Source organism: Streptomyces roseolus, from assembly GCF_014649855.1.
GTDB classification, from domain to species: Bacteria; Actinomycetota; Actinomycetes; order Streptomycetales; family Streptomycetaceae; genus Streptomyces; species Streptomyces roseolus.
This window is the reverse complement of the sequence record NZ_BMTV01000003.1, coordinates 238,223-258,575: the sequence shown is the minus strand read 5'-3', so window position 1 is coordinate 258,575 and position 20,353 is coordinate 238,223. Positions and strand designations below refer to the sequence as shown.

16 protein-coding genes are annotated in these 20,353 nt (G+C 75.7%); 7 read left to right on the top strand and 9 right to left on the bottom strand.

Features of this window, described 5'->3' with window-relative positions; genetic code table 11:
- Positions 1–21: 21 nt before the first annotated feature.
- The 8 genes from IE245_RS05030 to IE245_RS04995 all read right to left on the bottom strand — a co-directional run bounded on the left by IE245_RS05030 (position 22) and on the right by IE245_RS04995 (position 9,389).
- A complete protein-coding gene (locus IE245_RS05030) occupies positions 22–1,026 on the bottom strand; it encodes a TolB family protein (RefSeq protein ID WP_189945490.1) in 1,005 nt (334 codons plus the stop codon).
- Positions 1,014–2,303 (bottom strand): MFS transporter, encoded by a 1,290-nt coding sequence (locus IE245_RS05025; protein ID WP_189945489.1) that lies wholly within the window; start codon positions 2,301–2,303, stop codon positions 1,014–1,016. The genes IE245_RS05030 and IE245_RS05025 overlap by 13 nt, the downstream gene beginning before the upstream one ends.
- Positions 2,303–3,640 carry a discoidin domain-containing protein gene (locus IE245_RS05020; RefSeq protein WP_189945488.1) on the bottom strand — a complete coding sequence of 446 codons (1,338 nt, stop codon included), beginning with the start codon at positions 3,638–3,640 and terminating at the stop codon, positions 2,303–2,305. Before IE245_RS05020 ends, IE245_RS05025 begins: the two co-directional genes overlap by 1 nt.
- 280 nt (positions 3,641–3,920) lie before the next feature.
- Complete coding sequence (locus IE245_RS05015) at positions 3,921–5,552, bottom strand: ABC-F family ATP-binding cassette domain-containing protein (RefSeq protein WP_189945487.1); 1,632 nt, start codon at positions 5,550–5,552, stop codon at positions 3,921–3,923.
- A gap of 254 nt (positions 5,553–5,806) precedes the next feature.
- Positions 5,807–6,106: a hypothetical protein gene (locus IE245_RS05010; protein WP_189945582.1), complete on the bottom strand. Its 300-nt coding sequence runs from the start codon at positions 6,104–6,106 to the stop codon at positions 5,807–5,809.
- Positions 6,107–6,165: 59 nt separating this feature from the next.
- A complete protein-coding gene (locus IE245_RS05005) occupies positions 6,166–6,756 on the bottom strand; it encodes an RNA polymerase sigma factor (protein WP_189945486.1) in 591 nt (196 codons plus the stop codon).
- A gap of 237 nt (positions 6,757–6,993) precedes the next feature.
- Positions 6,994–8,673, bottom strand: coding sequence for an acyl-CoA dehydrogenase family protein (locus IE245_RS05000; protein ID WP_189945485.1), 1,680 nt, complete (start codon positions 8,671–8,673; stop codon positions 6,994–6,996).
- Between the two features lie 107 nt (positions 8,674–8,780).
- Positions 8,781–9,389 carry a TetR/AcrR family transcriptional regulator gene (locus IE245_RS04995; protein WP_189945484.1) on the bottom strand — a complete coding sequence of 203 codons (609 nt, stop codon included), beginning with the start codon at positions 9,387–9,389 and terminating at the stop codon, positions 8,781–8,783.
- Between the two features lie 244 nt (positions 9,390–9,633).
- Between IE245_RS04995 and IE245_RS04990 the strand changes: the two genes are divergently transcribed.
- Positions 9,634–10,656 carry a hypothetical protein gene (locus IE245_RS04990; RefSeq protein WP_189945483.1) on the top strand — a complete coding sequence of 341 codons (1,023 nt, stop codon included), beginning with the start codon at positions 9,634–9,636 and terminating at the stop codon, positions 10,654–10,656.
- Here IE245_RS04990 and IE245_RS04985 read toward each other — a convergent pair.
- The gene (locus tag IE245_RS04985) at positions 10,646–12,130 is read right to left on the bottom strand and encodes a cellulose-binding domain-containing protein (RefSeq protein ID WP_189945482.1); all 1,485 of its coding nucleotides are present in this window, start codon (positions 12,128–12,130) and stop codon (positions 10,646–10,648) included. The two genes, IE245_RS04990 and IE245_RS04985, sit on opposite strands and share 11 nt — an antisense overlap.
- Positions 12,131–12,452: 322 nt before the next feature.
- On the opposite strand from IE245_RS04985, the gene IE245_RS04980 reads away from it, so the two are divergent.
- The 6 genes from IE245_RS04980 (at position 12,453) to IE245_RS04955 (ending at position 19,742) form a co-directional block, all read left to right on the top strand.
- A complete protein-coding gene (locus IE245_RS04980) occupies positions 12,453–13,760 on the top strand; it encodes a cytochrome P450 (protein WP_229851072.1) in 1,308 nt (435 codons plus the stop codon).
- 63 nt (positions 13,761–13,823) lie between these two features.
- Positions 13,824–14,510, top strand: coding sequence for a Crp/Fnr family transcriptional regulator (locus tag IE245_RS04975; RefSeq protein ID WP_189945481.1), 687 nt, complete (start codon positions 13,824–13,826; stop codon positions 14,508–14,510).
- A 201-nt stretch (positions 14,511–14,711) separates the two neighbouring features.
- Positions 14,712–15,590: a hypothetical protein gene (locus IE245_RS04970; RefSeq protein ID WP_189945480.1), complete on the top strand. Its 879-nt coding sequence runs from the start codon at positions 14,712–14,714 to the stop codon at positions 15,588–15,590.
- Entirely contained in the window at positions 15,587–17,965 is a 2,379-nt protein-coding gene (locus IE245_RS04965) for a hypothetical protein (RefSeq protein ID WP_189945479.1), read from the top strand. The genes IE245_RS04970 and IE245_RS04965 overlap by 4 nt, the downstream gene beginning before the upstream one ends.
- Positions 17,962–19,206 (top strand): PE-PGRS family protein, encoded by a 1,245-nt coding sequence (locus IE245_RS04960; protein WP_189945478.1) that lies wholly within the window; start codon positions 17,962–17,964, stop codon positions 19,204–19,206. The genes IE245_RS04965 and IE245_RS04960 overlap by 4 nt, the downstream gene beginning before the upstream one ends.
- Positions 19,203–19,742, top strand: a complete 540-nt coding sequence (locus tag IE245_RS04955) for a Pycsar system effector family protein (protein WP_189945477.1) — start codon at positions 19,203–19,205, stop codon at positions 19,740–19,742. The genes IE245_RS04960 and IE245_RS04955 overlap by 4 nt, the downstream gene beginning before the upstream one ends.
- The last annotated feature ends 611 nt before the right edge of the window (positions 19,743–20,353 follow it).

The window sequence follows — 20,353 nt, the reverse complement described above, 5'->3', positions numbered from 1 at the left end:
CCACCACGACCTGTCGTTCCGTCAGGGGGCGGGCGGCCCCGCCGCGAGGCTCGGGGAGGAGGCGCGGGTGGCGAGGAGGCGGGGGGAGCCGGTGCCGTCGGCGGGGACCGACCAGACCCCTCCGCCGTGCCCGTACACGAGGGTGCGCGGGTCCTTCCACAGCGCCTGGTCGTCGAAGGCGCGTCGCTCGGCCACCGGGTGCTCGCGGCCGGTGGCCAGGTCGAGGACGTACAGCCGCCACGGCTCGCGCGGACCGGGGGAGACCCGCTTCTTGAACGCGATCCGGGTGCCGTCGGGGGAGAGGGACGGGCACTCGACGTTCTCGCGGAGCGCCCGGGCGGACCAGGCCGCCACGTCGCCCTCGACGAGGTGGGTGCGGCCGCCGGTCGAGACGGTGGCGTAGAAGCGGTTGTCGTCGGCGGCGAAGGTGACGCCCCAGTAGTTGACGTCCGGGGCGTGGTGGCGCCGGCCGCCGAGGGTCAGCGGGAGCTGCTCGACGTTCTTCACCAGGTAGCCGGTGCGCAGGTCGAGGATCGAGGTGCGGGTGGAGAAGGACGAGCGGGCGTACGAGTCGCCGGTGGTGAACATCGTCCAGGCGAGCACCGAGCCGGAGGCGGAGACCCGGGCCCGGCTGGGGACGCCCGGCAGGCCGATCCGGCGCACCTCGCGCAGCCGCCGGTCGAGCACGATCGCGTACGAGCGGGCGGGGACGCCCGGGCGGCGCTGGAGGCAGAGGGCGGTGTTCCCGGCCGCGTGGAAGCGGTCGCAGGCGGGTCCGCGGGCCGTACGGCCGCCGGGCGCGGCCGGGTCGACGCGGGCGACCCGGCCGGTGGCCGAGTCCCGGGCGTAGAGCGCGCCGGCCCCGCCGTCCAGGACGAAGCCGGGTTCGGCGCTCGTGCCGGTGGCGGCGGCGCGGCCCGAGGCCGTCCGCAGGGTGTAGGCGGTGGCACCGCCGCCGAGCAGCAGCAGTGCGAGCACGATGATCCACACGCGGGTGCGGGTGGTGGCGTCGGTCAGGGCGGGCATGGTCGGTCGGTCCTCTCGCGGCGGTCGCGGGGTTCGGGGGCGGGGTCCCGGGGGAGGAGGCGCGCACAGCAGCAGACGGCGACGGCGAGCGCGACGAGGGCGCAGGCGAGCGCGGTCTCCGGGCCGCTCGCGGTCCACAGGGCGCCGAAGGCGACGGCGGCGCCGACGCGGGCCAGCGCCTGGGCGGTCTGGACGAGGGCGAGCCCGCTCGCCTGCCGCCCCTCGGTGAGGAAGGGGCCGGTCAGCGCCATCAGGACGCCGTCGGTCGCGGCGTAGAAGCCCCCGAGCAGGACGAGGACGCCGGGCAGGACGACCGCGTCGGGCAGCGGGACGAGGAGCAGGGCGTACGCGAGGAACAGCGCCCCGTGCCCGCAGAGCAGGGGACCTCGCCGGCCGAGGCGGTCGGCGAGCCGGCCGGCCGGGACGGCGAGCAGCAGGAAGACGGCGGCGGCGCCGAGCGGCAGGAAGGGGAACCAGGTCGGGTCGAGCTCCAGCCGGCGCTGGAGCAGGAGGTAGAGGAAGGAGTCGCCGATGGTCGCCGCGCCGAGGAGCCCGGCGCACAGCACGATCCGGCGGTGGCCGGGGGAGCGGAGCGCGGCGAGCGGCCCCGTCCGCGCGCGGGGCACCGGCCGCGGCGCGGGGGCGGCGTGGCGCGTGCGACCGGGCACGAGCAGGAGCCACAGCAGGACGCCGAAGGTCCCGGCGCAGAAGCTGACGGCGAAGACGGCGTCGTACGCGTCGGCCGTCGCCCACAGCAGGGCGAAGGCGGCGAGCGGGCCGAGCAGGGCGCCGGTGGTGTCCATGGCGCGGTGGACGCCGAAGGCGCGGCCGAGGTCCCCGGGCGGGCTGTGCAGGGTGATCAGGGCGTCGCGCGGGGCGGTGCGGACGCCCTTGCCGAGCCGGTCGGCGGCGATGGCCCCGGCGATGCCGCCGGTGGCGCCGCCGGCGAGGAGGAGGCCGAGCCGGGAGAGGGCGGAGAGGGCGTAGCCGAGCCCGCCGACCGTCTTGTGCCGTCCGCCGCGGTCGGCGGTGGCGCCGCCGAGGAGCCGCACGAGGGCGGTGGCGCCGGTCGACAGGCCGTCGAGCAGCCCGAACTGGAGGGGGGAGAGGCCGAGTCCGAGGACCAGGTACAGCGGCAGGACGGCGGTCACCATCTCGGAGGAGACGTCGGTGACCAGGCTGACCGTGCCGAGGGCGAGGACGGTGCCGGGGACGCGCCGCCGGGCCCCCCGGGGGGCGGGCGGCGCGTCCGGGCGACCGGTGGTCGCGAGGTACATCAGTGGCAGGCGTAGGTCGGGGCGGAGTCCTTGACCCGGTCGTCGACGCCGACGTACTGCCAGGTGTAGGTGGTGTCGGTGAGGTCCAGCTTCAGCACCCCGTAGGTGCCGCTGATCCGCTTCTGGCTGTTCGGCTGGACGGTCTCGATGTCGTAGGGCTCGGCGCCGCCCATGCCGCCGACGATCTCGACGATGCCGCCGGCGGTGGCCCGCCCGTCGGGGTCCTGCGGGGCGAAGCGCTCGTAGTGGTGGTCGTGGCCGTTCAGGACGAGGTCGGCCCCGGCCGCGTACAGGATCCTCCAGACCGGCTTGGAGACGGGGTCGTTGCCGTGGCCGCCGGAGGAGTACAGCGGGTGGTGGAAGTAGGCGGCGACGCAGCCCTTGGTGTTGCGGGCCAGGTCGTCCTTGAGCCACTGGATCTGCGCGGGGTCGTCGAAGGAGTTGGAGTCGAGGGCGACGAAGTGCCAGTTGCCCTGGTCGTAGCTGTAGTACGGCTCGCCCCGCGGGTAGGCGATCGAGCCGAAGTACGCCTTGTAGCCGGCGAGCGGCCCGGCCGGGTCGTACGTCTCGTGGTTGCCGGGGACGGGCCGGGTCTTCGCCTTGAAGGCGCCCCAGCTCTTGTCGTAGTAGTTCCGGAAGTCCGACAGCAGGGCGTCGTCGTACTGGTTGTCACCCATCGTCAGGTAGAAGGCGGGGGCGATCCGCTGGGCGAGGGCCGCCGTCTTCGGGTGGGCGCAGGAGCTGCTGGAGGCCGTGCACTGCGCGGCGATGTCACCGGCGGCGACGACCGTGAAGGCGCCGGTGGGCGGCGGCGTCGTGCCGCTGGTGCCGTACACCTCCACCGTGTAGAGCGAGTAGCCGTACGGGGTGCCGCGCGCCGTCCCGTGGACGCGCAGGTGACGGCCCTGCCCGGTGAGTCCGGTCCAGTCGTCGGTGCCGCCGTTCCCCGCGGTCTCGGTGGCGAGCCGGGTCCAGGTGACGCCGTCGGCGGAGATCTCCACCCGGTACGCCGTGGCGTAGGCGGCCTCCCAGACGAGCTTGACGCGGGAGACGGTGGCGGACGGGCCGAGGTCGACGCGGAGCCACTGCGGGTCGACGCCCTCGGCGCTGGCCCAGCGGGTGGCGGGGTCGCCGTCGAAGGCCTTCTCCGGTCCGAAGGTGCCGTCCTCGACGGAGGACGAAGTGGCCGGACGGCCCTGCGAGATCAGGGTGTCGGCGGCGGCGGCCCGGTCGGGCAGGGCGAGGAGGAGCCCGCCGACGAGCAGCAGCACGGCGGCGAGCACGAGGGAGAAGGGGGCGGTGGTGCGGCGAGGTGGGGCGGAGGCGAACAGGCGCATACCTGGCTCCCTGGCCTGAGGGGGAGAGCTGGACACCGTGCCGGGGCACCACGGTGGGGGCCGTCCGCGCCCTAGGGCGAACCCTGGGACAAGGGCGCGGACGGCCGACCGCGTGGCGTTCGGGCCGCCACACGACGGGGTGGTGCTCGGCGGCCGGGTCAGAGCTCTCGCTGAGCGCGTCACGTCCCTCGGGGAGGGCCGCCGCGCCGGGCCGCTGCCGGGATGCTAGCGGATAGTAAGGTTTCCTACCAGAGGTCGGGGTCCGGCCCCTGGACGCCGGTCACTCCGGGGCCCCCACGGTCCGCAGCGCGCCGTCCTGAAGGCGCAGCCGGCGGTCCACCCCGATCTCGGCGAGGAACCGCTCGTCGTGGCTGACCACGAGGAACGCGCCCCGGTACGACTGGAGCGCGCCCTCCAGCTGGCCCACGCCGACCAGGTCGAGGTTGTTCGTCGGCTCGTCGAGCAGCAGCAGCTGCGGGGCCGGCTCGGCGTACAGCACGCAGGCGAGGGTGGCCCGCAGTCGCTCGCCCCCGGAGAGGACCCCGACCGGCAGGTGGGCCCGGGCGCCCCGGAAGAGGAAGCGGGCGAGCAGGTTCATCCGCTCCGCCTCCGGCCGCTCGGGCGCGAACGCGGCGAAGTTCTCCGCCACCGTCCGCTCCGGGTCGAGCAGGTCGAGCCGCTGCGAGAGGACGGCGACGCGTCCGCCGCCCCGCTTGACCTCCCCCGCGTCCGGGGCCAGTTCACCGGAGACGATCCTCATCAGGGTGGTCTTCCCGGAGCCGTTGGGGCCGGTGAGCGCGATCCGCTCGGGGCCGCGCACGGACAGGTCGACACCGCCCGCGCCGAACAGCTCGCGGCCGTCGTGCCGGACCCGCAGCCCCTCGCCGAGGAACAGGTCGCGCCCGGCGGGCACCTGGGTGTCGGGCAGGTCCAGGACCAGCCGCTGCTCGTCCCGGAGCGCCCGCCCGGCCTCGTCGAGCCGGGCCTGCGCCTCGCCGACCCGGGAGGCGTGGGTCTGGCCGGCCCGGCCGGCGGACTCCTGGGCGCCGCGCTTCATGGTGCCGGCGAAGATCTTGGGCAGGCCGGCGTTCTTGAGGTTGCGGGCGGCGTTGCTCGCCCGGCGCTCGGCGCGCTCGCGGGCCTGCTGCAACTCCCGCTTCTCGCGCTTCAGTTCCTGCTCGGCGTGGCGCACGTTCTTCTCGGCGACGTCCTGCTCGGCGCGCACGGCCTCCTCGTAGGAGGTGAAGTCGCCGCCGTACAGGCGCAGTCGGGAGCCGCCGAGCTCGGCGATGGAGTCCATGCGGTCGAGCAGCGCCCGGTCGTGGGCGACGACCAGGAGGAGGCCGTCGAAGTCCGACAGCGCGTCGTACAGCTTGTGCCGGGCCTCCAGGTCGAGGTTGTTGGTCGGCTCGTCGAGCAGCAGCACGTCGGGCCGCTTCAGCAGCTGCGCGGCGAGCCCGAGGGAGACGACCTGGCCGCCGCTGAGGGTGCCGAGCGTCCGGTCGAGGGCGAGCGCGCCGAGGCCGAGCCGGTCGAGCTGGGCGCGGGTGCGCTCCTCGACGTCCCAGTCGTCGCCGATGGTGGCGAAGTGCTCCTCGGCGACGTCGCCGGACTCGACGGCGTCCAGGGCGCGGATGACGTCGGCGACGCCCAGGACGTCGGCGACGGTGAGGTCGGCGGTCAGCGGGAGGCTCTGCGGCAGGTGGCCGAGGGCGCCGCCGACCGTGACGGAGCCGCCGGTGGGCCGCAGCTCGCCGGCGATGAGCTTGAGCAGGGTGCTCTTCCCGGAGCCGTTGGGCGCGACCAGGCCCGTACGGCCGGCGCCCAGGCTGAAGGACAGGTCGTCGAAGACGGGGGTCTCGTCGGGCCAGGAGAAGGAGAGGCCGGAGCAGACGACGGTGGCGTGGGACACGGGAACGACCTCGCGGGGAGGGAGGGGGCGGCGGCGGACGCGCGGACACGGCTCCGCCCCGGGCAGACGGGGGACTGAGTGCTGGGGTACGACGAACGGGCCACCCCGGTGTGCGCTCCTCGGCGCTCCCGGTGGCCGTCAGATCCGGATCTCACCCGGAGATGTCGTCGTCACCCGCCACGTCTGCTGCTCTCCTCGATACACGATCAACGTCCTCACCAGCCTAACAGCCCGTCCCCGGGAACCCGCGGGATTTACGGCCGGGGCGGGGGCGCGGCGGGACGCGGGCGGGCCTTGGCGAGGGTGCAGACGCCGTCGGCGCACTGCCGCTCCAGACGGCCCCGGGAGATCGTCTGCGCCAGTCCGACCGCCCAGCAGGCGGGGCAGCCCCGGAGGGCGAGCAGGGCCGGCGGGACGGCGAGCAGGCTGACGGGGCCGGTCGCCGGCAGCAGCGCGACCGCCCCGATGAGCAGCCCGAATCCGAGCGCGCCGCGCGCGAGGTGGCGCGGGAGGGACGTGCCGGCGTGGTCGGGGCCCCGGGGGGCCGGCTTCACGGCGACGGTGTGGGCCCGGGCGCCGGCGGGAGTGTCGAGGACGGGCGGAGTGGTGGTGGTCACGGGTGCGGGTCTCCTTCGGTGGGGCGGGCCCCGGGGAACTGGTCCGGGGCCGACAGGGACTGGCGGAGGGCGGCGCGGGCGCGGTGGAGGCGCGACTTCATCGCCGCGTTGCTCAGGCCGAGGGCGTGGGCCACGGTCCTGCCGGGCAGGCCCTGGACGTCCCGCATGATCAGGACCTGCCGCTGGTCGCGGGGGAGGGCGCCGACGGCGGCGGCGATCCGCCGGGCCTCCAGGCGGTGCAGGACGGCCTCCTCCGCGGAGGGTTCCGACGCCGCCTCCGGGGCGTCCTCCGGCTCCTCGCCCCGCCGGACCAGGCCGCGCACCTGCCGGAGGCATTCGTTGCGCACGATGCGGAACATCCACGAGGCGAGCGCCCCGGACGCCCGCAGGGTGCCGATCTTCCGGTACAGGATGATCAGCGCCTCCTGCGCCGCGTCCTCCGCGTCCTGCGGCGAGGCGCACAGGGAGCGGGCGAACTTCCGCACGTGCGGCTGGGACTCCATGACGACGGTGGTCAGCGAGGCGACGTCGCCGTCCTGCGCCGCCTTGACCAGCCGTTCGTCGGGCCAGGAGAAGGGTCGGTTCACGGATTTCCCCTCGTGCTCTGCGGGCTCGGATCAGGCGCGGCTCTTGTACCGCCGCACGAGGTGCCAGGTGCACGCGCCGACGAGCAGGACTCCGGCGACGAGGCCGGTGATCAGCATGATGTCTCCTTCCGGTGGGGCCGGCCCGGTCGGCCGGTACGCGGATAGGAGCCACGGGGTCCCGAAAAGGATTCGCCCCCGTCACGGAAACCTTCCGGGGCGGGGGCGGATCCGGTCGTGTCAGACCGGCAGGCGCGTGAGGAGGCCCGCGAAGTCCGTGCCCGGCGGGAGGGTGCCGAAGGCGAGGCCCTGGTCGCCTTCGACGCGCGACGCGCAGAAGGCGTCGGCCACCGCCGCCGGGGCGTGCCGGACCAGGAGCGAGCCCTGGAGGACCAGCGCGGCCCGCTCGGCGACCCGGCGGGCGCGCAGCGGGGCGTCCTCGGTGAGGCGCAGCTCGCCCTGGAGGGCGGTCCAGGCCGCGTCGAGCCGCCGGTCCGCGCCGGACGCCGCCTCCACCTCCGTACGGAAGGCGTCCAGGGCCTCCGGTTCGCGGGCCAGGGCGCGCAGCAGGTCGAGGGCGCTGACGTTGCCGGAGCCCTCCCAGATGCTGTTGAGCGGAGCCTCGCGGTACATGCGCGGCATGCCCGACGCCTCGTCGTAGCCGTTTCCGCCGAGGCATTCCAGGGCCTCGGCGACCGCGGCGGGCTGCCGCTTGCAGACCCAGTACTTGCCGACGGCGGTGGCCAGACGGAGGAAGGCGCGCTCGCGCTCGTCGCCGAGGCGGGCGCGGTCGGCGGCGCCGGCGAGGCGCAGGCCGAGGGTGGTGGCCGCCTCCGATTCGAGGGCCAGGTCGGCGAGGACGTTGCGCATCAGCGGCTGGTCGATCAGCAGGGCGCCGAACGCCGAGCGGTGGCGGGCGTGGTGGGCCGCCTGCGCGAGCGCGCCCCGGATGCCGGCGGCGGAGCCGAGCACGCAGTCCAGGCGGGTCATCGTCACCATGTCGATGATGGTCCGCACCCCCTTGCCCTCGGTGCCCACGAGCCACGCCACCGTGTCGTCGAACTCCGGCTCGCTGGAGGCGTTGGAGCGGTTGCCGAGCTTGTCCTTGAGCCGCTGGATGCGGAAGGTGTTGCGGCTGCCGTCGGGCAGGACGCGCGGGACGAGGAAGCAGGAGAGCCCGCCGGGCGCCTGCGCGAGGACGAGGAAGAGGTCGTTCATCGGCGCGCTGGTGAACCACTTGTGCCCGCGCAACCGCCAGGTGCCGTCGGGCAGTTCGGTGGCGGAGGTGGTGTTGGCGCGGACGTCGCTGCCGCCCTGCTTCTCGGTCATGCCCATCCCGGCGAGCAGTCCCCGCTTCTCCGTCGGGGTGCGCAGGCCGGGCTCGTACGTCCGGCTGGTGAGCAGCGGCACGTACGTCTTCGCGAGCTCGGGGGAGTGGCGCAGCGCGGGGACGACGGCGTACGTCATCGAGACCGGGCACAGGTGGCCCGCCTCCAGCGTGGAGGCGAGCATGAAGCCGCCGGCGCGCGCCACGTGGGCGCCGGGCCGCTCGTCGGCCCAGGCCGCGCCGGCGAGGCCCTCGCCGACGGAGAGTTCCATCAGCCGGTGGTAGGCCGGGTGGAACTCGACCTCGTCGACGCGGTTGCCGTACCGGTCGTGGGTGCGCAGCTCGGGCTCGTTGCGGTTGGCCTGGTCGGCCCAGTGCTGGGCCTCCTCGCCGGTGACGACCCGGCCGAAGCGGTGCAGGTCCTCCAGGTGCCAGTCGGCGCCCTCCCGGACGAGGCCTTCGAGCAGCACCGGGTCGTCGGCGGCGTCGTGGCCGGTGAGCGGCGGGGCCTGGTTGGTGACGGCGTGCGTCACGGCGGTGGGACGGCTCTGGGGCGTGCTCGGGGCGGGGCCGGAGCCGGGAGTGGTGGTCACGGTGTGCGCTCCTCCGGAAGGCGGTGTCGGGCGGGCGGTCGCGGGGTGGACGGTTGCGGGCCGACGCGGTGCGGTCGGGGCGGTCGGGGCGGTGCTCGGGTCGACGGTCAGGCTGCGGGGGCGCCCGCGCAGCGCAGTGCCATCGCGGTGAGCTCGGCGAGGAGGGCGTCGGTGGTGGTCGTGCCGGGGTGGCCGAGCGGGTCGACGAGGACCTCGCCGACCGCGCCGGTGAGCGCGGCGGCGGTGATCTCCCCGTTCTGCTCCGGCAGCACCCCCTCCTTGATCCCCTCGCGCACCACTGCGGCGAAGAGCGCGCGGTAGCGGCGCCGGAAGTCGAGCCGCTCGGCGCCCACGGCGGGCTCGGCCGGGGCGGCGAGCAGGGCGTAGGCGAGCCCGCGGTTCTCCAGGGCGCGGCGGGCGAAGACCTGGACGCCGCGGCTCAGCCGCTCGACGGGGTCGCCGGGCGCGGCCAGGACCTCGCCGAGGACCTCGACCTCGCGCCCGGCGGCACGCCGGAAGACCTCCACGGCGAGCGCGGTCTTGGACGGGAAGTGCTGGTAGACGGAGCCGGCCGCGATGCCGGCGGCGTCGGCGACCGCCGTCACGGAGGCCTGGGCCCAGCCCACCTCGGCGACGACGGAGGTGGCGCAGGCGACCAGGTGCTCCCGGGCGGCTTCGAGCCGGCGGAGCTCGGCGGGGGTCTTGCGGTAGGCCATGGAAGAAGTGAATCACCATTCAGAGTTTCCCGCCATGGTCGCGCGCTGCTGCTCGTGACCGAAGCGGTGTCCCGAGGTTGCGACCTGGGGCGGTGCCCCGGCGCGGCGACCCGAGGCGGTGCCCCGGCGCGGTGAGGGTGCCGGCCCGGTGGCCCGGTGGCCCGGTGGTCCCGCCCCGGGGGTCCCGGCCGTGGGGCCCGGCCGTCGGGGCCGGTTGTCGGTGGCGTCTGGTTGCATGCCCGGCGTGAACCTGCCACGCGCGTACGACGAAGCCCCTGCCCCCGTCCCCGCCGAAACCCTCGAAGAGCTCCTCGCCCTTCTGCGGCGCCGGGCCTGGGCGGACACCGACGAGCTCCGCTGTGCGGAGCCCGGGCACCCCGACGGACACGTCTGCATGACGCCGCCGGAGGGCGAGGCCGCCTTCGACGCCCTCCGGCGGGCGCTCGTCGAGCGGTACGGGCGGGCGCGGGACCTCGCGCGGGACGGTGACGTCGACCCGTACGTCACAGAGCTCACCGGACTGCCGCTGCTCACGCCCTTCGGGGACCGGGTCGTCGGCATGCGGGGCTGGTCGCACGGCGGCCGGTGGATCGGACTCGGAGCCGTACGGGGTCCGCTCGGCGTCCGGCCCGTGCTGGTCGTCGCCGAAGGCCGGAGCGCGGCCGCCGGGCTCCCCGAGGGGGCCACCTGGCTGGGTGGGGTCCTCGCCACGACCGGCCGGGACCTCGCCGCGCCCCGCCACGCGGTCGACTGGGCGGCGGAGGAGGCCCGGCTCGGCACGGCGCTCCCCGTCGACTACAAGCAGCTCGCCGAGGCCTTCGGCGAGGGCGCCTTCGACGGCTGGCTCCGGCTGTACGTGCCCGGCTCGGGCGGGCACGGCTCGGACCTCGTCGGGAACGCGTTCGGACTCGCCGAGCACGTGCGCGCGCACGGCGGCGCGCCGTGGGAGCCCTACGCGGTGTACCCCGCGCCCGGCGGCCTGCTCCAGTGGGGGGACACGGAGCAGGCCGACACGTTCTACTGGCTCACCGAGGGCCGCGATCCCGACCGCTGGCCGATCGTCGCGGTCGAGGACGACTTCGACTCCTGGGTCAGGTTCGACGGCACGATCACCGAGTTCCTGTACCGCCTGCTCACCGACCGGCACCATCCCTTCTCCACCGCCCGGTACTTCGACCGGCACTGGTTCGAGCCGTACGGGGAGGAGGACGGGCCGGACGAGGAGCCGGAGCGGGGGACGGGGACGGGGGCGACGCCTAGGGGGTGACCGCGATGTTGGTCAGGCCGGTCGTGGCGCCGCGCACCGTGTTCGAGGCGTGGACGACGTTGAGCCGGCCCGGGCACTTCGACGTCGACGTGATCCGGACGGCGTACGCACCCACCCCGCCCAGGTCCGAGTCGTTGCCGCGCCAGACGTTGCCGCAGCCGTTCGGGAAGGCGGGCGTGGTGGCCGGGTTGTGGGTCTCGTATCCGTTGGCGAAGGTGCCCGGCGCGGTGAACGTGCCGGTGTTGCCCTCGATGAGGTAGTCGACGCCCTTCACGTCGATCCACGAGTCCGCCGAGTTCTGGCCGGTGATCCCGCGCCCGTCGAAGGCGTTCCCGCGGATGACGCCGCCGAAGGTGCCCTCCTTGACGTCGACGGCCTCGGCGGCGACGTTCGGGCCGATGCGGTTGTTCTCCACGAGCACCCGGTCCGAGCGGTCGGCGCCGCCCTCGTTGCCGTGGCAGCCCCAGTTGGATCCGGCCGAGCCGATGTACACGCCCTCGCCGTAGCCCGGCTGGACCAGTCCCGTCCCCTCGACCGTCGAGTCGCGGAGCACCCCGTCCGAGGAGGAGCGGCGGAAGTGCACGCCCTCCTCCTCGACGCGGTGCACGTGCAGCCCGTCCGCCGTCACGTGCGGGGAGGCGTCGACGACCAGCCCCTTCTTGGAGTCCCGGACGGTGAAGCCCTCCAGGTTCCAGTACGGCGCCCGGTACAGCCACAGGCCGTAGCCCGGGTCCCAGCCCGCGGTCGGCACGGGGCACGAGGGGCCGCTGCCGGAGGGCCCGTCGTTGACGAGCACCGCCGTACGCGGGCCGGTGAGCGTGATCGGCCGGTCCGCGGCGCCGGGCCGCTGTGCGACGAAGGAGCCCCGGTACTCGCCGGGTGCCATCCGGATCGTCTGGCCGGGCGCGGCGGAGGCGAGCGCGGCCTGAAGCTGCGCGGCGGTGGCGACGTCGACGACGGGACCGGTGGGCGGGGCCGTGGTCGGGGTGGCGGTCGGTGTCGGCGTGGGAGTCGGTGAAGGGGTCGGCGAGGGCGTGGGCGTCGGGGTGGGCGTCGGTGTCGGCGTCGGGGTGCCGCCCCCGCAAGGGGCGCCGTTGACCGTGCAGTTGAGCGGGAGGCCGAGGCCGCTCGCGTTGAAGCCGAAACCCTGCGTCCCGCCCGGTGCGACCGAGCCGTTCCAGGAGACGTCGGTGAAGGTGTAGTGCCGGCCGCTCCGGGTCTTCGTCGCCGACCAGTGGCTGGTGACCGAGGTGCCCTCGGGGAGGTCGAACTCGACCGTCCAGCCCGCCGCCGGGGCGTCCCCGGCGTTGGCCACGGTCACGTCGGCGCCGTAGCCGCTGCTCCAGGCGCTCGCCCGGGCGATCGAGGCGGTGAGGGCGGGCGCGGTGTCGGCGCGGGCCGACGGGGTCAGCGGCCCCGCGGCGACCAGGCCGGCGAGGGCCGCGGCTGCCGCGGCTGGGATCGCTCTGCGCATGGGGTCGTCTCCTCCTGCCGAATGTCGGCTGCCGGCCGACAGCTGCCAGTTGTCAGTTCTCAGTTCTCAGTTCTCAGTTGTCAGTAAAGCTTCCTTACTGTTGCGAGCACGTCAACGGAGTCGACGTATCGATCCTCCTTTCACCCGCCCCCGAGCTCCCCCCGAACACCCCCCGAACAAAGCCCGCTTCACGCCGGAACGGGACGGCTCCCGTCCGGTGGCGCGCTGTCGCCCCGCGCCGCCCCGCCCCTACAGTGCGAGGTGACCGTGCGCCACCCTCCCCGCACGCGCGGGCGTGCGGGCGCCGAACAGGAGCCGTTCCGTGGGCATCCCCGAACTCGACCCCGACCTCGTGACCCGGTGGCGCGCCGACGGGGGCGAGCTGGTCGACCTGCTCACCCTCGTGCGCGAACGGCTCGGCGGCGTCGGCGCGTTCCGTCCCGCGCCCGGAGCCGCGCCCACCGTGCTCGTCACCGACCCCGACGCCGTCCGGCACGTCCTCGCCCAGCACCCCGACCGGTACGTCAAGCGCTCGCACCGCGCCCGCGTCCTCGTCGGCGACGGCGTCCTCTCCGCCACCGGCGAGGCCTGGCAGCGCCAGCGCCGCCTCCTCCAGTCGCAGTTCACCGGCCCCGGCATGCGCCGCTACGAGGGGCGGATCGCCGCCGCCGCCCAGGTGGCGGCCGCGCGCTGGAAGGAGTACGCCCGCACCGGCGAGGTCTTCGACCTCGGGGACGAGATGCGGCGCTTCGCCCTCGACACCATCTGGCGCGCCCTCACCGGTCACCCGCTGGACCCCGCCACCGAGGCGGAACTCGGCGCCGTGGCCGAGGTGGTGGCCGTCCTGCCGAGCCTGCCCGCCGACGCGTTCGCCGCCCAGGCCGCCGTCGCCGCCGACATCGCCCGCATCGACGCCGTCGCCGAACGGGCCGTCCGCGCCGCCCGTGGCGCCGACGCCGGACCCGACGGCCCCGGCCTGCTGCGCGTCCTCGTCGACGCCGCCGAGAGCAGGCCCGAGTACACCGACCGGCTCATCCGCGACGAACTCGTCACCCTCCTCGTGGCCGGACACGAGACCACCGCCACCACCCTGACCTGGCTGTACCTCCTCCTCGACCGCCATCCCGAGGCCCGCGCCCACGCCCTCGCCGCCGGCCCCGAAGGCTCGCCCGAGCGGCAGCGGGCCGTCCAGGCGCTCGTCCACGAGACGCTCCGGCTCTACCCCTCCGCCTGGATCCTCCCCCGCCACGCCGCCGAGGCCGACACCCTCGCCGGTCACGCCCTGCCGGCCGGCACCGACCTCCTCGTCTGCCCCTACCTCACCCACCGCGACCCCGAACTCTGGCCGGAACCGGAGGACTTCGACCCCACCCGCTTCACCGCCCCCGGCCGCCGCCCCGGACACCCCGGCGCCTACCTGCCCTTCGGCATCGGCCCCCGCGCCTGCCTGGGCCTCCAGTTCGCCCTCCGCGAGTCCGTCACCCTCCTCGAGCACCTGTTGCCCGGCCCGGTGCCCCGCCTCCGCTCCCGCCCCCACCGCACCGCCTACGGCCTCACCGTCCGCCCCGACGGCCCCACCCCCGCCGTCCTCTCCGGCGCCCGGGAGGAACCTCCCTCCGCGATGCGCTAACCTCCCGGCTTGTCTCAGGCGCGGAAACGGCCCAGAAGAGGCGGGCGGGGCGGGAGAAGACAGGTGACGCAGTTCGAGGACCAGGTCCCCTTCGTGGCGCGGCTGGAATCCGACGACAGACAGGCGCTGTTCCGCGACGGAAGCCCCCTCGCCTTCCCCGCGCGCCAGATCCTCTTACGCGAGCACGAACCCTCCACCCACGTCCTCGTCGTCCTCGCCGGCTGGGCCAAGGTGACCTCCGCCGCCCCCAACGGCTACGAGGCGCTCCTCGCCCTCCGCGGCCCCGGCGACATCGTCGGCGAACAGGCCCTCCTCAGCGGCCGGCCCCGGGGCGCCACCGTCACCGCCCTCGAACACGTCGACGCCCTCGCCTTCGACGCCGACCGCTTCGGCGCCCTCCTCGACGAACGCCCCCGCATCGCGCGCAAGTTGCTCGCCCTCACCGCCGACCGCACCCGTGACAGCGACCGCCGCCGCGTCCAGTACGCCTCGCTCAACGTGCAGGAACGCCTCGCGCTGCTGCTCCTCGAACTCATCCGCACCCACGGCGAGGAGTCCGCCGACGGCGTCCAGCTCACCGCCGGACTCACCCAGAGCGAACTCGCCGGCTCCGTCGGCGCCTCCCGCGAGGCCGTCGCGCGCCTCCTCAAACAGCTGCGCGAACGCGGCATCGTACGCACCGGCCGGCGCGGCCTCGTCGTCGTGCGACCTGACGTACTCCGCCGGATAGCGCGCGCCGGAACCACCTGAGCGCCCCCCCCGGGGCGCCTCCGCGTCACCCCCGCGCGCCCCGGACGCCTCCGTACGCCCCGCGACGCACGACCCCCGGCCTTCTGTGCACACGGTCACAGAAGCGGTGTGTCCGCTGCCGTCGCCCCGAGCCCCCCGCGACTGACATCGTCGCGATCCCCCCGGCCCCACCGAAGGCCCCGTCACCCGTGGAAGGCGCCCATGCGCGAGCCTGTCAACCGGACCATCCTGCTCCTCGACATCGAGAAGTTCAGCCGTCGCGACGACGTCGTGCAGGCCGTGCTCCGGCGCCGTCTGAACCATCTCGTCGACCGGACGCTGGAGGCGGCCGGCGTCGAGCCCACCCAGCAGTACCGCGAGGACCGGGGCGACGGCCTGATCGTGCTCCTCAGCGGGGACGTCGCCAAGACCGCCCTGCTGCGCGCCCTCCTCACCACCGCCCCCGACCTGCTCCACGAGCACAACCTGCTCGCCTCCGACAGCGCGCAGATGCGCCTGCGGATGGTCCTCGCCTCCGGCGAGGTCGCCCACGACCCCCACGCCAGGACCACCGGCGGCATCGTGGGCCACGACCTCAACCAGGCGTGCCGGCTGCTCGACGCCGACGTCCTGCGCGCGGCGCTCGCCGCCCGCCCCCGCGAGCACGCCGTCCTCGCCGTCAGCGCGCCCGTCTACGAGGGCATCGTCCGGCACGGGCACCGGGGCGTCAGGCCGGAGCTCTTCCGACCCGCCGACGTGGAGGTGAAGGACGGCGTGCTGGCCGCCTGGATCCACCAGGGGGAGGGGCGGCCCGCGGACCCCGAGCAGGCGCGGGCGGCGGAGACGACGGCCTCGCCCGGTCCCGTACCGCGGCCGTCGCCGGCCGGGGCCGCCCCGCCTCCCCCCGCGCAGGAGGCGAAGGGGGGCACGAAGCCGGAGCGGGAGCCGGAGCCGAAGGCCGCGCGGTCCGCGCCCGTCTTCCACTTCCACGGCAACCCCGTCGTCCACGGCTCCTTCGTCGCCGGGAACCAGCACGGCGTCAGCGGCGGCACCGTCCACGGCGACGTCGTCCTCGGCGGCACCGAAGGGAGCCAGGCGTGAGCACCCCCCAGGAGCAGCCCCCCGCCCCCGGCGAGCCGGGCGCACCGCCGTACGCGGCGACCGCCGCCCCGCCGCCGGCCGAGGGCGCGCCCGCCGCCGACGGCGGCACGGCGACGGAGGACGACGGCACCGACACCGGCACCGAGACCGAGTACGCCTGGCACTCCCGCCGCGACCTCTACCGCCACAGCCCCGGCTTCATGCTCGGCCACTCCACCCGCATCGGCGGCTCCGTCGTCGCCGGGGACCAGCACGGGGTGAGCGGCGGCCACGTCACCGGCGACGTCGTCCTCGGCGGCAAGGTGGTCGAGTACCACCTCGGCGGTGACGCCGAGGAGCGCTCCGGCGAGATCCCCGCCGCCGAAGTCGAGGACCTGGCCCGGCACTTCGTACGGCCGCGCGCGGAAGGGCGGAACGGTGCCGGTGCCGGGGAGGGGGAGGGGCAGGAGGAGGACGGGCCGTTCGGGCGCGCGCTCGACGCGCTGAGGACGCGCCGCGTCGTGATCCTCTCCGGACCCGCCACCACCGGCCGCCGCACCGCCGCCCTGATGCTGCTCCGCGAGGCCGGCGCCCGCTCCTACCGCGCCCTCGACCCGGGGCTCGGCGCCGGCCGTCTCGCCGGTGAACTCCGCGACGGCTGCGGCCACTTCGTCGCCGACTTCGCCGCCACCCCCGAGCGCCCCCTGCTCGAACACCACCTGCGCGCCCTCGGCGAACGGCTCCGGGCCACCGACGGCCACCTCGTCCTCGTCACCGGACCGCACCCCGTCGTCCCCGCCGGCACCGGCCACGTGGCGTGGCGGCCGCCCGAGCCCGCCGCCCTCCTCGCCGGACACCTGCGCACCAAGGACCTCGCCGGCCGGGACGTCGCCGAACTCCTCGGGCTCGCCGAGGTCAAGGCCGTCCTCTCCCACCACCGGCCGGTCGCCGAGACCGCCCGCTTCGCCGACCACGTCGCCGGTCACGCCCGCGGCACCGTCACGCTCGCCGCGCTCGGCTCCTTCGGGCACGTCGCCGCCGAACGACAGGTCCGCGCCTGGTTCGACAGCGCCGAACACACCCTGCACGACAAGGCGTTCCTGATCGCCCTCGCCACCTTCGACGAGGCCCCCTACCCCCTCACCGCCGAACTCGGCGACAGCCTGTACGGGCTCCTCCAGCGCATCGAGAACCCCGGCGAACCGGCCCGCATCCCCGTCTTCGGCACCTCCAGCGCCCAGCGCGTCGAACAGGCCCTCGCCGAGCGCTACCAGGAGCCGGAGCAGACCGAGTGGGGACCGGTGCTCCAGACCAAGGTCCAGTTCCGCGACAAGCTCACCGCGCTCACCCTGCTCCGCGAGGTCTGGACCGGCCACCCCTCGTCCCGCCCCGCCCTCGTCAGGTGGCTGCGGCTGCTCGCCGACGACCCCCGGCCCGTCGTCCGCACCCGGGCCGCCGCCACCGCCGCCGTCATGACCCAGGCCGACCTGCCGTCCGCGATGGCCCTCCTCGTCCGCGGCTGGGCCGGCGACCGCAGGCTGCGGGCCCGGCTCGCCGCCGCCAACGCGCTCGCCCTCGCCCACCACCTCGGCGCCCCGCACGTCTCCCGGATCCTCGCCGAGTGGTGCACCGCCTCCGACCACCGGCTGCGCTGGACCGCGGTCCGCGCCTACGCCCTCGTCGGCGACGCCTTCCCCCACGAGGCCCTGCCCGCCCTCACCGAGGCCGTACGGCGCATGGAGGCGCGCGGCGGGCCGGTCCGCGGCTGGGCGGAGGAACGCGACGAGCTCGCCCAGTCCGCCGCCGCCCTCCTCCTCGCGGGCGGACAGGAGGCGGCCGGCCGGGGCGACTGGGGCGCCGCCGCCGACCTGTGGGCCGACCTCCCGGGCCTCGCCCGCGGCACCACCCGCGACTTCGTGCTGCGCACCCTGGTGCACGCCTGCGGCCCCACCGACGGCCCCGACGGCTTCGGCCGCCCGCTGCTGCTCGACCTGTTCGGCCGGGCCGACCCCACCCCCGGCACGGACGGCGCGGCCCTGCGCCAGGCCCTCGCCGCGCTCTGGCGCAGCGTCCTCAACGACCCCGCCTGCTCGGCGTCCGGGCTCAACGCGCTGCGCACCTGGGTGCGGGCCGCGGACACAGACCCGGGCGCCGAGACCGCGCTCGCCGGACTGCTGCCGCTCCTCGCCGTCTCCGTCGAGGACCACCGCCGGCTCGCCTACCTCCTGGAGAACCTGCGGGCCGAACCGGCGGACGCCGCCCTCGGCCCCGTGCCGGTGGCGGCCGCCCTCCGGCTGCGCGACGCCCTCACCGGAGCGCGGCCCACCGCCCCCGCCGGCCCTTCCGACCCCTCCGGCCCCTCGTACGAACCGTTCCAAGGAGCAGCGTCACGATGATGAACCAGCCGCCCCAGTGGCAGCAGGACGCCCACCGTCACACCGTCCTCGTCGATCCCGTGATCACCATCCAGGAGCTGTCCCGCTTCAAGCCGCTGCGGGCCACCCGGATCGACCACGCGCTCGTCTTCACCACCGCGCAGGGAGCGCTCGACGCCTTCCCGCCGCCGAGCCGCCCCAGCCGCACCGAGCTCGCCACCCGCCGCTGGACCAGCGTGTACGAGGTCGACACCGGGCGCCACGAGGCGACCGCCGTGCTCGCGCTCGCCAGCCAGAACGACGCCTTCCTCTTCGAGGCCTCGCTCGACTGCACCTGGCAGGTGACCGACCCGGCCGCGTTCGTCGCCAGCGGGGAGCGCAACGTACCCGCCCTCGTGCAGCGTTCCGTCGAACAGATCCTCCGGCCGGTGCTCCGCGGCTACGCCATGGAGGACAGCGCCGCCGCCGAACTCCACGCCCGCAAGGCCCTCGAAAGCGCCGGACCCATCGGCGCCCGGGCCGGGCTCGCGGTCCACTGCGGCCTCCAGATCCGGCGCGACGAGGCCACCCTCGAACAGGCCCGGCGGCTGCGGGAGATCGAGTTCGCCCGGCAGCAGCTCGAACCCCGGCACGTCCTCCTCATGCGCGAGGACGAACTGGCCGCGGAGCGCGCCCTGGCGCAGGGCCGGCAGCAGCACCAGGTCGAGCTCGAACGCCAGGCCCTCGACCACGAGCGCCGGGTCGCCCGCGGGAACCAGGAGCTCGAACTCCAGGCGATCGAGGCGCAGAAGATCGACTTCTACACGTACTACCTGGAGCGCGGCGGCCCCGCCGCCATGGCCTTCCAGCTCGCCCGGCACCCCGAGGACACCCGCCTCGTCATGGAGAACCTGCGGGCCGACCAGCTCCGGCTGATGGACAACCAGCTCAACGTCGCCCTCCAGGCGCTCGGCGGCGGGCCCGGCGGCCTGGAGGAGCACCAGATGGACGAACCGCGGCGGCTCGCGGCGAACGTCATGAAGGAGGTCCTCAGCGCGAAGCTGTACCAGGGCGGAGACCGGCGGCTGCCACCCGGCGCGGCCGGGCCGACGGCCCCGGAGACGGCCCCCGGGGCGGGCCCCTGGGCGGGCGAGGAGGCGGGGCCGCTCCCGCCCCAGGCCCCGCCGCCGCCCGCGGAGCACGCGGAGCGGGCCGGGACCGGCGAGGACGGCGGGACCGGCGAGGTCTTCGGGTACCCGACGCCCCCGAGGCCGCCGCGATGAGCGCCGACCCGCAGCCGCCGCCGACGACGCCCGCCCCGGTACCGGGACGGCGCACGGCCGAACGGCTCCTCGCGGAACTGCGCCTGGAGGCCGCCCGCGCCGACACCAAGGGCTCCGTGCTCGTGGCCGCGCAGGGCATGGCCGCGGCCGCGCTCGTGGGCGTGCTCGCCGTACGCGGCTGGCACCCCACGCAGCTCGCGGCCCTCGGCCAGGTCATGTGGTGGACGGGCGCCGTCTGCTTCCTCGTCTCCCTGATCGCCCTGCTCATGGCCGTCGTCCCGCGCTACCGCGCCGTCGACTGGAGCCCCGGCGCGCCGCTCACCCACTTCGCCGACATCCGGGGCGCCGCGCGCCACGGCCGGGCGGCCCTGGAGGAAGCGCTGCGGGAGACCGACCGTTCACCGGACTCCGCCGTCCTCACCTCCCTCATCGAGAACAGCCGGATCGTCTCGATCAAGTACGGCTGGCTGCGCGCCGGAATGGCCGGCTTCACCGTGGCCCTGGTCCTCCTCCCGGGCGCCCTCCTGACCGGCTGACCCCTCGCCCCACCCACCCCAGGAGCCCCACCATGTCCGACCCCACACCCCCGGGCCCGCCGTCCCACCCGGCGGACACGGCCCCCGCACACCCGGAAGGCGCGCCTCCGCGGTACCCGGGGGAGCCGACCCCGGCGTATCCGGAGAGCGTGCCCCCGGCTCGCCGGGGCGAGGCGCCCCCCTCGTACCCGGGGGAAGCACCTCCGCCGTACCCGGGGGAAGTGCTTCCGCCGTTCCCGGGGGAAGTGCCACCGCCGTATCCGGGCGAGACGCCTGCGAGGCCCCCTGAGGGGGGCCCGCCCGCATACCCGGGCGACGCCCCTCCCGCGTCTCCGGAGCCGGGCCCGTCGGCGTATCCGGAGGACGTGACCCCTGTGTACCCGGGTGAGGCGCCCCCGGCATACCCGGAGGACGTCCCCCCTGCGGACCCGGCTGGGGCGGCCCCGCCGTATCCCGGTGAGACGCCTCCGCCGTATCCCCTCGAGGTGGCGCCCCCGTCGTACCCGGGGCCCCCGTCCCCCGGGCCCGCCGGGCCGTCGGTCGGCGGGGTCGGCCAGGCCGGTTCGGCCGGGCCGGTCGTCGGGGGAGCTCCGCCTTCCGCGGTACCCGGT

Excerpts from the sequence above, each read along its gene's own strand:
- IE245_RS04960 (WP_189945478.1), top strand. The coding sequence starts at position 17,962 with ATGATGAACCAGCCGCCCCAGTGGCAGCAGGACGCCCACCGTCACACC.
- IE245_RS05030 (WP_189945490.1), bottom strand. The coding sequence starts at position 1,026 with ATGCCCGCCCTGACCGACGCCACCACCCGCACCCGCGTGTGGATCATC.
- IE245_RS05020 (WP_189945488.1), bottom strand. The coding sequence starts at position 3,640 with ATGCGCCTGTTCGCCTCCGCCCCACCTCGCCGCACCACCGCCCCCTTC.
- IE245_RS05025 (WP_189945489.1), bottom strand. The coding sequence starts at position 2,303 with ATGTACCTCGCGACCACCGGTCGCCCGGACGCGCCGCCCGCCCCCCGG.
- IE245_RS04995 (WP_189945484.1), bottom strand. The coding sequence starts at position 9,389 with ATGGCCTACCGCAAGACCCCCGCCGAGCTCCGCCGGCTCGAAGCCGCC.
- IE245_RS04955 (WP_189945477.1), top strand. The coding sequence starts at position 19,203 with ATGAGCGCCGACCCGCAGCCGCCGCCGACGACGCCCGCCCCGGTACCG.
- IE245_RS04985 (WP_189945482.1), bottom strand. The coding sequence starts at position 12,130 with ATGCGCAGAGCGATCCCAGCCGCGGCAGCCGCGGCCCTCGCCGGCCTG.
- IE245_RS04970 (WP_189945480.1), top strand. The coding sequence starts at position 14,712 with ATGCGCGAGCCTGTCAACCGGACCATCCTGCTCCTCGACATCGAGAAG.